The organism is uncultured Campylobacter sp. (assembly GCF_938045465.1).
Lineage (GTDB): Bacteria > Campylobacterota > Campylobacteria > Campylobacterales > Campylobacteraceae > Campylobacter_B.
This window is the reverse complement of sequence record NZ_CALIBF010000108.1, coordinates 1-14254: the sequence shown is the minus strand read 5'-3', so window position 1 is coordinate 14254 and position 14254 is coordinate 1. Positions and strand designations below refer to the sequence as shown.

At 45.4% G+C, this 14254-nt stretch carries 13 protein-coding genes; 11 read left to right on the top strand and 2 right to left on the bottom strand.

What is annotated here, in order from left to right:
• A partial coding sequence (locus tag Q0413_RS05090; RefSeq protein ID WP_298987885.1) for a hypothetical protein occupies positions 1 to 298 on the top strand: 298 nt, incomplete at its 5' end.
• 16 nt (positions 299 to 314) lie between these two features.
• Here the strand turns inward: Q0413_RS05090 and hemH are convergent.
• Both hemH and Q0413_RS05080 read right to left on the bottom strand, forming a co-directional pair.
• Complete coding sequence (gene hemH / locus Q0413_RS05085; RefSeq protein WP_298987884.1) at positions 315 to 1397, bottom strand: ferrochelatase; 1083 nt, start codon at positions 1395 to 1397, stop codon at positions 315 to 317.
• The gene (locus tag Q0413_RS05080; protein ID WP_298987883.1) at positions 1394 to 2266 is read right to left on the bottom strand and encodes a Gfo/Idh/MocA family oxidoreductase; all 873 of its coding nucleotides are present in this window, start codon (positions 2264 to 2266) and stop codon (positions 1394 to 1396) included. The genes hemH and Q0413_RS05080 overlap by 4 nt, the downstream gene beginning before the upstream one ends.
• A 121-nt stretch (positions 2267 to 2387) precedes the next feature.
• Here Q0413_RS05080 and alaS point away from each other — a divergent pair, with 121 nt between their 5' ends.
• The 10 genes from alaS (at position 2388) to Q0413_RS05030 (ending at position 13939) form a co-directional block, all read left to right on the top strand.
• Positions 2388 to 4931, top strand: coding sequence for an alanine--tRNA ligase (gene alaS / locus Q0413_RS05075; RefSeq protein WP_298987881.1), 2544 nt, complete (start codon positions 2388 to 2390; stop codon positions 4929 to 4931).
• Positions 4928 to 5437: a hypothetical protein gene (locus Q0413_RS05070; protein ID WP_298987880.1), complete on the top strand. Its 510-nt coding sequence runs from the start codon at positions 4928 to 4930 to the stop codon at positions 5435 to 5437. The genes alaS and Q0413_RS05070 overlap by 4 nt, the downstream gene beginning before the upstream one ends.
• Positions 5437 to 5982, top strand: coding sequence for a septum formation inhibitor Maf (gene maf / locus Q0413_RS05065; protein WP_298987879.1), 546 nt, complete (start codon positions 5437 to 5439; stop codon positions 5980 to 5982). Before Q0413_RS05070 ends, maf begins: the two co-directional genes overlap by 1 nt.
• Entirely contained in the window at positions 5976 to 7886 is a 1911-nt protein-coding gene (locus tag Q0413_RS05060; RefSeq protein WP_298987878.1) for a transglycosylase domain-containing protein, read from the top strand. The genes maf and Q0413_RS05060 overlap by 7 nt, the downstream gene beginning before the upstream one ends.
• Before the next feature lie 145 nt (positions 7887 to 8031).
• Positions 8032 to 8682, top strand: a complete 651-nt coding sequence (locus Q0413_RS05055) for a hypothetical protein (protein WP_298987876.1) — start codon at positions 8032 to 8034, stop codon at positions 8680 to 8682.
• A 41-nt stretch (positions 8683 to 8723) separates the two neighbouring features.
• Positions 8724 to 9374, top strand: a complete 651-nt coding sequence (locus tag Q0413_RS05050; RefSeq protein ID WP_298987875.1) for a hypothetical protein — start codon at positions 8724 to 8726, stop codon at positions 9372 to 9374.
• Between the two features lie 144 nt (positions 9375 to 9518).
• Entirely contained in the window at positions 9519 to 11756 is a 2238-nt protein-coding gene (locus Q0413_RS05045) for a nitric-oxide reductase large subunit (RefSeq protein WP_298987874.1), read from the top strand.
• A 288-nt stretch (positions 11757 to 12044) separates the two neighbouring features.
• Complete coding sequence (locus Q0413_RS05040; protein ID WP_298987872.1) at positions 12045 to 12488, top strand: GatB/YqeY domain-containing protein; 444 nt, start codon at positions 12045 to 12047, stop codon at positions 12486 to 12488.
• A gap of 133 nt (positions 12489 to 12621) precedes the next feature.
• Positions 12622 to 13251, top strand: coding sequence for a hypothetical protein (locus Q0413_RS05035; protein ID WP_298987871.1), 630 nt, complete (start codon positions 12622 to 12624; stop codon positions 13249 to 13251).
• 199 nt (positions 13252 to 13450) lie between these two features.
• Positions 13451 to 13939: a hypothetical protein gene (locus Q0413_RS05030; RefSeq protein WP_298987869.1), complete on the top strand. Its 489-nt coding sequence runs from the start codon at positions 13451 to 13453 to the stop codon at positions 13937 to 13939.
• The last annotated feature ends 315 nt before the right edge of the window (positions 13940 to 14254 follow it).

Below are 14254 nucleotides of genomic sequence, written 5' to 3'. Positions count from 1 at the left end.
TCTGCATATCGGAAATAGCAAGACGGATTATGAACAATTCGGTATGCAATTTTGTGATTTAATTTACAAAAACTATATAGATCAAATTTGCGTAAAAATTAAAATGTCGGAAAGATTTTTAAATGAATACGGGTATTGCGATGGAACAAAAATACATACCTCAAATGCAGAGGATTGGGATAATTTATATTTTCAAAGAAATATACTAACCTTAACTAGTATATTGCTATTTTTATCTGCATTGTATTCAATCCTCAAGCTTCATAAAGAATATAAAAAATACAAACTAAAAGATTAAATTTTAATCTCTAAATTTACAACGCTTGTGCGAGTATAAATTTAGCAAAATCCTCGCGGGAGTTCGGGCATTTGCACACTTCGTAGTATTCATAACCCAGCTCGCGCGCACTAGCCCTATAAAAAATATCCAGCTCAAAATCGGTCTCGGAGTTATCCACGCAAAACGCGATCGGAAATATGAGCGCTTTTTTGCTCTGCAGATCTCGCAAAACGTCCGCGATATTAGGCTCTAGCCACTTCACGGGGCCCAGGCGCGATTGATACGCCAAAATAATCTCTTTAAATTTAATCCCGCGCGCAGCCAGCAGATCTTTTAAAATCTCCACGTGCGCCTCTACCTGCGCCTCGTATGGATCGCCCGCGGTGATAATTTTTACCGGCAGCGAATGCGCGGAAAATATGAGCGAAATTTGCGAAATTTCATCTGCGCTAAATTTTGCGACGCAGCTTGCGATTAAATTTAGTAAAATTTCATTGTAAACGGCGCTATCGTAGAAAATATCAACTATCTTATAATTTTTTATCCCGAGCCGTTTGAGTGCGGCTTCGGTGGAACACAGGCTCGATTGCACCGTCGTTTTTGAGAAGTGCGGATACAAAGGCATCAAAATTATCTCGTCAAAATCCGCGTATTTTTTAAGCACGTCCTCCGCAAAGGGCGGCGTGTAATTCATCGCATAATCGCAAATTAGCTCGTCTATCGGTTTTTTATCCCGCGGCGCCTCGTTTTGTGTCTGTGCCTCTTGCGACGGCTTGCTCTGCGATGAAACGTCTTGCGACGGCTCATTTGCAGCGCTTACACTCGCCGCATTTTCAAATTTTAAACCCGCGCCGAATTTTGCTCGCGCTAGTTCATTTACCCGCTCGCAAAGCGCTTCGGTGATGGAGCATATCGGCGAGCGTCCGCCCAGTTTTTCGTAGTTGCTGCGCGCCGCCGCCGCTCTACTTCTTACGATGAGTGCGGCTAAAACACTACGCCAAAAATCGCTCTTAACGCTCAAAATAAAGGGGTCGTTAAACATATTTTTTAAAAAAACTTCAACCTCGCTCAGATTGTTCGGACCGCCCATGTTGAGTAAAATTAGGGCTTTTTTCATGAGATGATTTCTCTGATTTTTATCGCATCCTCTACGCTTGCAAGACCTGCGTTAGTGCTGCTGTCGCACATCGCGCAAAACGCTTCGTGCTCGCGGCGTAGCGAAAAGTCATCGCGATCGACGCGCAGATTTACGCGCCCGTCAGGCGTAATTTTAAAAAGAGTTATTGAGATTAGATCGCCAAAATACACGCCGCTGTCGGTGCAAATTTCGATACCGTGGCGCCTGATCGGATAGAGATTGGACTGCATTAGCGTGCAATAGCAGCCGTTTTTTGTGTGAAGCGTCGCGCATGCGGCTAGAGTGCGCTCTTTAGAGATATTTTTGCTAAGTTCTATGCAGGCGATCTCGCTGTGAGAAAGCAGCCGCACAAGATCGATATCTCTAAAAAGGGCATTGGCGACGATATCTGCTCTATCATCGTTTGCAAAACCGCTTACGAAGCTCATCGAAAAAATTTTATCCCCCTTGGCTAGCTCGCGTAGTAGGGATACGATTACTGGATTGTAGCGGTCGGAGTAGCCTACGGCTAGGCGCGTGCCGTTAGTGGTGACTGCGTAGTTTATCTCTCTGGCTTCGGCTAGGCTTTGTGCGAGCGGAGATTCTACAAAGATATTTTTGGTAAACGGCAGGCATTTTAAAATCAGCTCTTTATGCGATGGCGGGGGAGCCGTGATGACTACGGCGTCGGGCTTAGCGACGTTAAAAAGATCGGTTAGATTATCAAAGATCGGATAGCGCGGGCCGAAATTTTCACTGCTGCCCTTATGATAAAGCGCTACAAGCTCGAAATAATCGCTCCTTCTTAGCTCGCTGAAGTGCTTTTGACCAAGCTCGCCCATGCCTATGATCGCTATCTTTTTTTTCATCGCCATGCCCTAAATTTAATCTTTCGCGCCATTATAACTAAGAATGGTTAAAATTTATAATTTTTAAAATCTAATTTAGCTAAAATGCGCCTTTAAAATTTAACTTGAAATAGGACAAATCATGGATATTAGAAGCGAATATTTAAATTTCTTTGCAAGCAAGGGGCATCAGATTATCCCCAGCGCGCCGCTGGTGCCAGATGATGATAGTTTGCTTTTTACCAATGCGGGCATGGTGCCCTTTAAAAGCATATTTACAGGAGCCGTACCGCGTCCGACGCCGCCTATCCGCACGAGCTGTCAGACCTGCATCCGCGCCGGCGGCAAGCACAACGACCTAGACAACGTCGGCTACACCGCGCGCCACCATACGTTTTTTGAGATGCTTGGAAATTTCAGCTTCGGCGAGTATTTCAAAGAGCAGGCGATCGCCTATGCGTGGGAGTTTGTAACCGAAATTTTAAAGCTTCCTAAAGACAAACTCTACGTCACCGTGCACGAGAAAGACGACGAGGCGTTTGGGTTCTGGGCGCAGCACATAGCGCAGGAGCGCATCTACCGCTTCGGCGATCACGATAACTTTTGGGCGATGGGCGATACCGGACCGTGTGGGCCGTGCAGCGAAATTTTTTATGATCAGGGTGAGGAGCATTTTCACTCATCCGAGGATTATATGGGCGGCGACGGCGACCGCTTCTTGGAGATTTGGAATTTAGTTTTCATGCAGTATGAGCGCAGCAAAGACGGCAAGCTTAGCCCGCTTCCAAAGCCTAGCATCGACACGGGCATGGGCCTTGAGCGCGTCACGGCGATTAAAGAAGGCAAGTTTAGCAACTACGACAGCTCGCTTTTTATGCCGCTAATTGATGAGGTTGCAAAGCTTTGCGGCAAACCTTACGTTTATGAAAGCGGCGCAAGCTATCGCGTCATCGCCGATCATATCCGCTCGGTTACGTTTTTGCTAGCGCAGGGAACAAATTTTAATCGCGAGGGTAGAGGATATGTTTTGCGTAGAATTCTACGCCGCGCCGTGCGCCACGGCTATCTGCTCGGTATAAAAGAGCCATTTATGCACCGCCTCGTGGATAAAGTATGCGAGCTGATGGGCGGGCACTACGCCTATCTGAATGAGAAAAAGCAAGCCGTAAAGGAGCAGATCAAACTCGAAGAGGAGCGGTTTTTCGCCACCTTGGCAAACGGCATCGAGCTTTTTAACGAGGAGCTTGCGCGCACTAAAGAAATTTTTAGCGGCGAGATCGCGTTTAAACTATACGATACCTACGGCTTTCCGCTCGATCTGACCGCCGATATGCTGCGCGAGAAAAATTTGCGCGTGGATGAGGCTAAATTTGACGCGCTTATGAGCGAGCAAAGGCAGATAGCTAAAGCCGCATGGAAGGGCAGTGGCGATAAAAACGTCCGTGGCGATTTTAAGGCGCTGCTAGAGAAATTTGGTGAGAATAAATTTAGCGGTTACGAAGAGCTTAGCCGCACGAGCAAGGTTTTAGCGCTGCTTAATGAGGATTTTGCGGAAGTGGATGAGCTCAAAGCCGGCGATATCGGTTGGGCGATGTTTGATATCACTCCGTTTTATGCACAAAGCGGCGGTCAGACGGGCGATAGTGGCGAAGTGGAGTCCATAGCCGATGTGTTTGATACGCAGAAATTTTATGGGCTAAATTTATCCCACTTGCGCCTTAATCGTAACCTGAAAATCGGCGATATCGTCGGACTCAAGGTTTCTGAGGAGCGTGAGCAGATTGCACGTCATCACAGCGCGACGCATCTTTTGCACGCGGCGCTTCGCGCGGTGCTAGGGGCTCATATCGCTCAAGCAGGAAGCTTGGTTGAAGCGGACCGCTTAAGATTTGACTTCTCGCATCCTAAGGCACTTAGCGACGAGGAGCTAGCTAAAATCGAGGAATTTGTAAATAACGCCGTTTGCAAGGGCTGTGCGGCAAAAACTGAGATTATGGATATAGATGACGCTAAAAACAGCGGTGCAATCGCGCTTTTTGGCGAAAAATACGGCTCAAAAGTGCGCGTTGTGAGCTTCGGAGAGATTAGTAAGGAGCTTTGCGGCGGAATTCACGTGCGTAATTTAAGCGAGATAGGACCGTTTTTTATAGTTAAAGAAAGCGGCGTAAGTGCGGGTGTTAGGCGTATCGAGGCAGTTTGTTCGCGCGCGGCTTTAAATTTGGCGTTTCAAAATCGCGCTAAGCTTGCTGAAATTTCTGCGGAGCTAAAGGGGATTGAGCCTCTCCGCGCGATTGAGAAATTAAAAGATGAGATCAGATCGCTAAAAGATCAGATCAAGCATGCAAGCAGTTCCCATGCACTGGCATTTTTAAATGTCGGCGATATCAAACTTTGCGTAGCCTCAGTCGAAAGCGGTGATATAAAAACTATGATAGATGAGTTTAAAAATAGCCACGAAAAGGCGGCGATAATGCTGATGCAAGTAGGCACCGACGGCAAAATTTCAATCGCGGCAGGCGTTAAAAACGCGCCGATCAAAGCTGGCGAGTGGGTTAAGCTAGCGGCGCAAATTTTAGGCGGCGGCGGCGGTGGACGCGATGATTTTGCGACTGCGGGCGGCAAGGACGTGCTAAAAATCGAAGAAGCGATCAAAGAGGCGATCTCTTACGCAAAAGGTAAAATTTGAACGAAATCGATGCCGGCTTCATCAAAGCCTCCCAAATTTTGCCTCTGATTCACATTTTAAGCGTGATTTTTTTGATCTGCGCGCAGATCTGCGTATTTTTGATCGCGCGGATTTTTATGAATTTAAGCAGTAAAAGTCAAGCGGATGCGAAGGATGTAAAATTTACAGAAATTTTACGATATATGAAACGCTATGAGCAGTTCTTTGCACTATTTTTGGTGATCGTTTGCGTAAGTGGATTTTTTCTTGCGGACGGCGGAAGTTTTAAATTTTCAGATCCTATGGTAAAAGGTGCGATTGCCACGCTGTGGGCTGGCGCCGGCTTTATACTACTAAATTTTATCTACATGCATTATAAAATTTCATCTTTGAAGCGAGCTTTGGATGCGGGCGATGAGCTTGAGGCGAATGAGCATTTAATCATCGTTGTTAAATATTTCATCCCGTTAAATATCGTAGTTACGCTGATTTGCGTTTATCTAGGCGTGACGGTGGGCGAGTTTTGATGATCTATTTAGCTTCCAGCTCGCCTACTAGAGCGCAAATTCTAAAGGATAACGGCGTAGAATTTACGCAAATTCCTTTTAATTTCGACGAAAGCGGCATTAGTAAGGACGATGCACGCACCTATGCTTATCGCGTTGTCTCGGCCAAGAAGGCACAGTTTTTTAAAATTTATAAAAATTATGATAGAGTGCTGTTTGCCGATAGCTCCGTGCTTGCCGGCGGCAAAATTTTAGGCAAGGCGCGGGATGAAGCGGACGCGTTAAGGATGCTGCGGGCTCAAAGCGGTGCTAGCTGCGCCGTTTATACTGCGATGATTTTTTGCAGTAAGGCGCTAGAGCTTTCGGCACTTAGCGTCGCAAGCTTTGAATTTGCGGAATTTAATGAAGCGGATTTGAAAGACTATATCGCTAGCGGCGATTGGCGCGGCAAGGCGGGTGCGATGAGTATCGAAGGCTTTAACGAAAAATATATTAAAAGCTCGCGTGGGTCAAAATTCACGGCGATGGGGCTTGATCTGGAAATTTTAAAGAGGTTTGTATGGTAAGAGTTTTATTTAGTTTTATTACGGTTTGTGCGTTTGCCGCAGGCGGGATTTTTTTGTATTTTTACTCGCAAATCCGCTTGGAATCGGACTCGATCATAGATTATCATCCCGAGCTTACGACTAAAATTTATGACCGCAACGGCAATTTGATAGCCAACGTTTTCAATGAACAAAATAGAATTTACGTAAAATTCGACGAGATTCCAGGCCGCGTGATCGAGGCGCTCGTAGCTATCGAGGATACGGCGTTTTTCGAACACGGCGGCGTGAATGTCGAGGCGATTTTTAGGGCGATTATTAAAGACGTCAAAGCGATGAAATTCGTCGAAGGGGCTTCCACGATTACGCAGCAGATCACGCGAAATTTAGTTCTTTCGAGCGAAAAGAAGCTTGATCGCAAGATCAAAGAAGCGATCCTATCGCTTAAGATAGAAAATGCCCTAAGCAAGGAACAAATTCTAGAGCGTTACTTCAACGAAGTGTACTTTGGGCACGGATATTACGGCATCCGCACGGCGGCTTTGGGATATTTCAAAAAAGATTTGCAAGATTTAAGCCTTAAAGAGATCGCGATTTTAGTGGGCTTACCGAAAGCTCCTAGCAGCTTTGATCCTACTAAGCACCTGGATTTGTCGCTTTCGCGTGCCAATAACGTGATTTATAGGATGCATGAGCTCGGCTGGATAAATAAGACCGAATATGAGCTTGCGATGAACGAGCAGCCTACGATTTATAATGAAACGCTCACGCAAAACGCAGCGCCGTATGCCGTAGATGAGATCATAAAAGAAGCCGAAAAAATTCTACCGGACGTCCGCACGGGCGGATACCGTATAGATACGAGTCTTGATCTAAAGGCGCAAGCGATGGCGCAAGAGGCATTAGTTTTCGGCTACAATGAAATTTTAAAGCGCAACAAAGACGCTAATGCAAGCAACGTAAACGGCGCTATGGTCGTCACGCATCCGCAAAACGGCGAAATTTTAGCCTTAGTAGGCGGCGTGGATTACACGAAATCAAATTTTAATCGCGCCAGCCAATCCCAGCGCCAAACCGGCTCCAGCTTCAAGCCTTTCGTCTATCAAATCGCCCTTGATATGGGCTACTCGACGATGACCGAGGTGCCCGATATAGCTAGAGAATTCGACGACGGCAGCGACAAAACGTGGAAGCCGAAAAATTACGACAAGACTTACAGCGGCTATATCACGATCAAAGAAGCTTTAACTCGCTCGCGCAACCTTGCCTCGATCAATCTGATGCAATCTATCGGCGTTGATCGCGCGGTAAAAAAGCTGGGCGAGTTCGGCTTTAAAAACGTCCCGCCCGCCCTGTCAGTGGCTATCGGCAGCTACGGAATTTCGCCGCTTGAATACTCCACGATGTATTCGATGTTCCCGGGGCTTGGGATTACTGCAAAATCAAAATTTATCGTTTCGATTACCGATAAGGACGGCAAAACTCGCTTTATCGAGCCTGAGCGCCGTCGCGTGCTGCGCCCTGAGCAGGCATATCTGATGACTACGCTACTAAAAAATATCGTGCAGCGCGGCACCGGTACTCGCGCGCGCGTGCAAGGCATCGACATAGCGGGCAAAACAGGTACCTCAAATGATAGTATAGATGCATGGTTTTGCGGCTTTACGCCGGATTTGCAGATCATAATCTGGTATGGCAACGACGATTATAAACCGATGCGAAAGGTCGAGGGCGGCGGCCGCACAGCAGCACCAGTCTTTGCGCGCTTTTTAGCAAACTACCTCAAAGAGTATCCGCAAACTAAACGAAATTTCACGGTTCCGGACGGCGTCTTTAGCAGCTCGTACAACGGCAAGGAGGAGTATTACACTAAAATTTCGCCGCTTCCTAAACCCCGCGAAAGCAGCAGCGACGGATCGCTTTAAATTTGGATGCAAATCCAAATTTAATCCGTTTTTGGAAGCCTTGCATGAATTGCGTTTATTACACAAACTATAAATATGCTAATTTTATAGTTTGTTTAAAGTTGTAGGCGCTAAAATGCGTAATCATTTTATTTAGGGGTTAAGATTGCAGGATTTAGAATTCGAAAGCAAAAAGATAAGAATAGAAAATACTCGTATAAAATTCGGTAAATTTTTTACGAAATTATGTTTTATATATTTTTTATATTCTCTTAGCGCCTTTATAATTCCTAAAAATATTTTAGATATTTCTCCTGCGTGCTTAAATTTCGTAAATTTTATGAAAAGCTATTTTCCAAATATCGAAATTATCGGTAATATTAGCCCATACACCCAACTTTTGGAATTTTACGTTAGTATTATGTGGATATACGGGATTATTATTTTTGTGGTTTCTAGCTTATATTCATTGGTTTATTATATTTACTTTTGCAGATATGATGATGACTTTATCTTGGTTGCAAAAAAGAAGCGGGAAAACGATTTCCCGTTTTTGTTACTTCCGTTTATGTTTGGTCTTGGTATTTTTATGTTTGAGGTTTATTATACCGGATATTTTGCAAGCAGCGGTATAAGCATAAGAACAAGCCATTTTATGCCGGAATTTCAAAGTAGATTTTCAATTTTTGGATATATTTTTTTCTTTCAATCCGGTTTTTCTCTTTCGGGTTCCGTAATATTAATGTCTACATTCGAATTTGTTTACAAAATATATTTCTATTTAAAAGGAGTGAAAGATGCAGAGCAAAGTCAATGAAAAGAGCGGTGTATTGAATTAAAAATTTGGAGTATTATCGTATGGAATTTCAAAGTTATAAATCTGAAATGCCTCTTTTTATGATCAAAGATTATTGGACCAAAATCAGTACAGAATGTTATTTAATATTAGCTGTATTTTTAGTTATATTTCTATTTTTCTGCAGAGGAAGTGCTTGGGTATATCAATTTTTAGGAGCTGTTACTTTTTTGGTGGGAATTTTATTTATTAATAAACATAAATTTTTAAATTTCTATTCCGATAGAATAGAATATAATTCTTTATGCAAAAATTATAACGATGTATATTCAGTACATAAAAGTGTAAAGACTTCTAATTTTGATAAAATCGCTATTTATAAATTTTCTGGACTCGTGATTGAAGACGCGTGCAAATACAATGCCAATATAACTAGGTTTAAAAAATTTCTCTTGCTAATTTTATCGTACGCTTTGCATCCGATAAATCTTCTTTGCTTCGGTGTACTTAAAATTTTAAGAAGAATAGATAGCATAAATTTAAATGTTCTAATTTTATTAGATAGTACTCATAGTAATTATTTTGCCATTCCGCTAACTATGTTAAGTGAGTATGAACGAGTAAATTTGAAAAAGTATTTAAAAGACAAACTAAATCTAAATCTTGATAACATTGAGATCAGGGATAGATTTGTAGATATAAATTTTATATAAAATTTTCTAAAATACCTTATTCCAGTATACTTTAATAAATTTCAGCTTAAGCAGATAAATTTTATCTTTTTATTGACGAGCCTCAATGCTTATCGAAATTTAAATAGGTAAAATTCTCTCCTAATTTCAGTTAAAGGAGTGAAAATGGCAGAATTTAAAAAGCTCTGGATGGCGCTTATAGCGGTGCTCATCGTGGGCTTTAGTTTCTTGGGTTTTTACGGCGGCGAGGTGTATAGGCAGTCTCCGCCGGTGGTAAAATTTACCGATGCTATCGGCAACGAGCTAATCAGTACCGAGCGCATTTACCGCGGACAGGAGGCCTGGCAGAGCATCGGCGGTATGCAGGTGGGCTCTATCTGGGGTCACGGAGCGTATCAGGCGCCCGATTGGAGCGCAGATTGGCTGCATAAGGAGCTAGTCGCGTTTATGGATATCAAGGCGCAGGAGCATTTCGGTGTGAAATTTGACGCCTTAAATGACGAGCAAAAGGCGCAGATCAAGGCGCTTACCAAGGCCGAGTACCGCACCAACACCGTAAAAGACGGCACCGTCAAGCTAAGCGATGATCGCTTGAAAGCCATGGCGGTCGTAAAAGACGAGTACATGGGCGTTTTCGGAAACGATCCGCGCTTTAAAAAGCTTCGCGAGGATTACGCGATGAAGGAAAACACGCTCGCAAACGAGCAACACCGCGCCGAGCTCGTGGATTTCATCTTTTGGACTGCGTGGGCGGTTTCTACGGATCGTCCGAGCGGAGAGGCGACCTATACCAATAACTGGCCGCACGAGCCGCTGATAGACAATGTCCCTACCACGGAAAACGTCGTTTGGACGATCGCAAGCCTCGTTATTTTGCTTACCGGCATCGGTCTTTTAGTGTGGTTTGGAAATTTCTACGGCAAAAAGGACGAGGATTTCGAGGCTCCTGCGAAGTTAAACGCCGATCCGATCGCCGCTTTAGCGCTTACGCCGTCGCAAAAGGCGCTCGGCAAGTACCTTTTCGTAGCGATTGCGTTGTTTGCATTTCAAGCCTTCATCGGCGGCTTTGTTGCGCACTATACGATCGAGGGTCAGTCCTTTTTCGGGCTTGATATTTCGCAGTATATCCCTTACTCGCTAGCTCGCACCTGGCACGTGCAGGCGTCCATTTTCTGGATCGCTACCGGCTTTTTGGCGGCAGGATTGTTTCTAGCGCCGATCATCAACGGCGGCAAGGATCCTAAATTTCAAAAGCTCGGCGTGGACGTGCTTTTTTACGCGCTTCTTTTCTTGGTCGTCGGCAGCTTCGCGGGCGAATACATGGCGATTGCGGGCAAGATGGATCCAAGCAGCAGTTTCTGGATCGGACATCAAGGATACGAGTATTTAGATCTCGGTAGAATTTGGCAGCTGATACTATTTGTGGGCCTTGTGATCTGGATGGTACTCGTGCTTCGCGGCTTTATCGCGGGCTTTAGAGCCGAGGGCGATAAGAATTTATTGGCGATTTTTACCGCTTCGGTCATCGCCGTGGGGCTTTTTTACGGTGCGGGACTATTTTACGGACAGCGCTCGCCTATCCCTGTGATGGAGTATTGGCGCTGGTGGGTCGTGCACCTTTGGGTAGAGGGATTTTTCGAGGTTTTCGCGACGGCGTCTTTGGCGTTCGTATTCGCGTCCTTGGGCTTAGTAAGCAAGAAATTTGCCACCTACACCTCGATTGCTAGCGCGTCGATTTTCCTAATCGGCGGAATTCCTGGCACCTTCCACCACCTCTATTTTGCGGGCACCACTACGCCGATAATGGCTGTGGGTGCGAGCTTCTCGGCGCTTGAGGTCGTGCCTTTGGTGCTTTTGGGTTCGGAAGCGTTTCATTACTACAAGCTTCAATTCGCGCAGAATTGGGCTAAGCGTTTAAAATGGCCGCTTTACTGCTTCATCGCCGTGGCGTTTTGGAATATGCTGGGCGCGGGCGTTTTCGGCTTTTTGATCAACCCGCCGCTTGCGCTATTTTACATCCAGGGCTTAAACACCACCGCGGTGCACGCTCATACGGCGCTATTTGGCGTATACGGCTTTTTGGCGCTCGGCTTCGTGTGGCTCGTGGCGCTGTATATTTACAAAGACAAAAACTTTGACGATACGCTTATGAAGATCGGCTTTTGGGCGCTTAACGCGGGTCTGCTTCTAATGGTGCTGATTTCGCTACTACCTGTCGGAATTTTGCAGGCGTTCGCGGCGATCGACGTTGGTATGTGGTACGCAAGAAGCGCGGAATTTTTGCAAAAAGACAGCCTCTACGGGCTCCGTTGGGCGCGTATCATCGGTGATACGATCTTTTTGGTAGGAAGCGTATGCTTCTTACTTCAAATCGTGCGAATGATATTCTCACGCGCTAAATAGAACCTTCGCGAGCTTCTATTGCTCGCTTTGCCTCGCAGGAATTTTATGTTCTTGCGAGGCTTTTTAAATTTAGCGCACTTCGCGCGAGCCTTTTGTGCGTGAGCTTTTTGCTGCAAAGGGTAACCGCGCGAGCCTTTTGCCGCAGACGATGCCCGCGCGAGCTTTAAATTTAACCGCAAATTGCGCTAAATCTTTAAAATTTTAAAATTTTATCCTCTTAAATTTACCCGAGCCAAATTTTAAATTTGCTACAATTACCGCCGAAATTTCAATCTCAAGGAGTAGAAAATGGGTGTGCGAGAGCAAATTTTAGAAGACATTAAAACGGCGATGAAGAGCGGCGATCACTTCCGCAGAGACAGCCTGCGGATGCTTAACGCCGCGCTTAAGCAGGTCGAGGTGGACGAGCGCATCAGCCTTAGCGACGAGCGCGTCTTTAGCATACTTCAAAGCGAGATCAAGCGCCGAAACGACTCTGTGGAGCAGTATCGCGCGGGCGGTCGCGACGATCTGGTGCAAAAAGAGCAGGGTGAGATCGAGATCATCGCGTCCTATCTGCCCGCGCAGCTAAGCGATGCCGAGCTTGCCGCTGCGGTTGGCTCGCTAATCGCCGAGCTCGGTGCGAGCGGCGCAAAGGATATGGGGCGCGTGATGAAAGCTGCCAAGGAAGCGCTTGGCTCAAGCGTGGACGGCAAGCGCCTAAGCGAGGCGGTTAAAGCGGCACTGAAGTAGCCTGCGTTTGGAGTTAAATTTAAGTCCGGCTGCGGCTAAATCGTATCGGCGTAAAATTTCGCCGCTGAAATTTTTTGAGATAGAGCTTTGGCTTTGGAATTCATACGCTAATTTAAAATTTTAAAGGATCATCATGAAAAAATTTATCGCGGTTTTACTAGCTGTCCTGCTTGTGGGATGCCAGTGCAAACAAAACGTAGTGCCTGGGGCGAACGAAACGCCCGAAAAGATCACGGCATTTTTCATAAACGATGGCAAGGAATACATCGTAGGCGAGAAACTCAGCTATGTCCTAACGAACGGCTCGTCGCTTAAGAATATCTCGGAATTTTACGATGGCGGATACGCCAAAGGGCTTAAGCGCGAGTTTGTACAGATCGAAGTAACCGATGCTAAAAACGGCGAGGCGCGCGGTAGCTTCAGTGCTTTTTTAAATTCCGCCGCAGGAGCAGATGTCGCCAAAATCAAGGCTCTAGCGAACCGCATCGAAATCGATGAGAAAAAAGGCGAGATAGAAGCGATTTTCTACTTCGATGCGCGCGTCGTACAGATCAAAAATCTTAACGAAATAATGAAGCCAAGCGATAGGCTGCGCTCTCCGATCCCGGCAAACATCGAGGTTAGACCTGAACGCTGCGAGGGCAACGCCCTATTGGATACGCTAGGCATCATCGTGGCTATACCGGTGGTAATCGTGGGCGTAGTGCTATTTCTGCCCGTCGGGGCGATGGAGGCGCTTGCGATGCAGCATAGCCCGCGATAATAAAAGCCGTAAAATTCCGTATCTTGCAGCGAAACTTACAATGTAATGATCGATGAAGCTCGGCGAAATTTGGCATAACTTAGATCGCAAGTTCGATCTATTTATGATCGCATTTTATTTGGTGGCGATGTGGTACGGATTTCTTCTTAGCTTGAATCCGAAAAGCTTAGATGATCTGAAAATTGCAAATGGAATAATCATGGATGTCAGAAGCGATGATGGGCGCGAATATATGCAGATTTTTACGGATGAGCGCAAATTTATCAAAGTCTTTTTAAATGGCGATACGGATAACTTAACCTCCTTTTATAAAAATAAAATTTTGCTCAATGCGGCAATTGCGGAAGCTAATTTTAAGCGCTCAGGAGCGGACGAGTGGCAAGGCGTAAATATTAAGCCTTCTATCTCGCTAATCGCATACGAATGGCTGGAAGGCAAGCGAGTTAAAGCTTGGTATCAAAGCCGTCCGTTTCCGTTTCGGGGTCGCGGTACGGCATATCAGGTCTTATTTTTGGATTATAATGCGAGCGTCGATCCGCCGCAGCGCGAGTATCTGATGAAATTCAGATATGACAAATACGCTACGACGGATGATAAATTTACAGCTACGATATTTGGAGCTTTGACGCTCATTTTTCTTGCGATAATGGCGGGCAAATTTTATCAAGCATGGCGCCAACTGCAATAAACATTGCGCCGCGAAATTTTAATTAGCATCGGATAACCTGAAAACACGGTGCGCAGTATCGATACGAAGCATTTTAAAAGGCGCTAGGCTCGGCGCATAAAATTTTATCGCGGGTAGCGGCGGCGAGTAGGCTAAGCTTACGGCGATAAATTTAAATCGTCATCAAAAACAGACCGAAACGAGATTTAAAATTTAGATAAATAGCGTGCGCCGAGTTTTGAAATTTTGCAGCTTTGTCTGCGCCGGCTAGCGCTAAATTTTAAAATTTAAACTGCTCGAGGTTTCAAAATTTTAAAATTTTAAATTTCGCGCTCG

What these genes read in the sequence shown, in the direction of transcription:
- Q0413_RS05050 (WP_298987875.1), top strand. Translation starts at nt 8,724, where the DNA reads ATGGAATTTCAAAGTTATAAATCTGAAATGCCTCTTTTTATGATCAAA.
- Q0413_RS05080 (WP_298987883.1), bottom strand. Translation starts at nt 2,266, where the DNA reads ATGAAAAAAAAGATAGCGATCATAGGCATGGGCGAGCTTGGTCAAAAG.
- hemH (WP_298987884.1), bottom strand. Translation starts at nt 1,397, where the DNA reads ATGAAAAAAGCCCTAATTTTACTCAACATGGGCGGTCCGAACAATCTG.
- Q0413_RS05030 (WP_298987869.1), top strand. Translation starts at nt 13,451, where the DNA reads ATGGATGTCAGAAGCGATGATGGGCGCGAATATATGCAGATTTTTACG.
- Q0413_RS05035 (WP_298987871.1), top strand. Translation starts at nt 12,622, where the DNA reads ATGAAAAAATTTATCGCGGTTTTACTAGCTGTCCTGCTTGTGGGATGC.
- maf (WP_298987879.1), top strand. Translation starts at nt 5,437, where the DNA reads ATGATCTATTTAGCTTCCAGCTCGCCTACTAGAGCGCAAATTCTAAAG.
- Q0413_RS05040 (WP_298987872.1), top strand. Translation starts at nt 12,045, where the DNA reads ATGGGTGTGCGAGAGCAAATTTTAGAAGACATTAAAACGGCGATGAAG.
- alaS (WP_298987881.1), top strand. Translation starts at nt 2,388, where the DNA reads ATGGATATTAGAAGCGAATATTTAAATTTCTTTGCAAGCAAGGGGCAT.
- Q0413_RS05045 (WP_298987874.1), top strand. Translation starts at nt 9,519, where the DNA reads ATGGCAGAATTTAAAAAGCTCTGGATGGCGCTTATAGCGGTGCTCATC.
- Q0413_RS05060 (WP_298987878.1), top strand. Translation starts at nt 5,976, where the DNA reads ATGGTAAGAGTTTTATTTAGTTTTATTACGGTTTGTGCGTTTGCCGCA.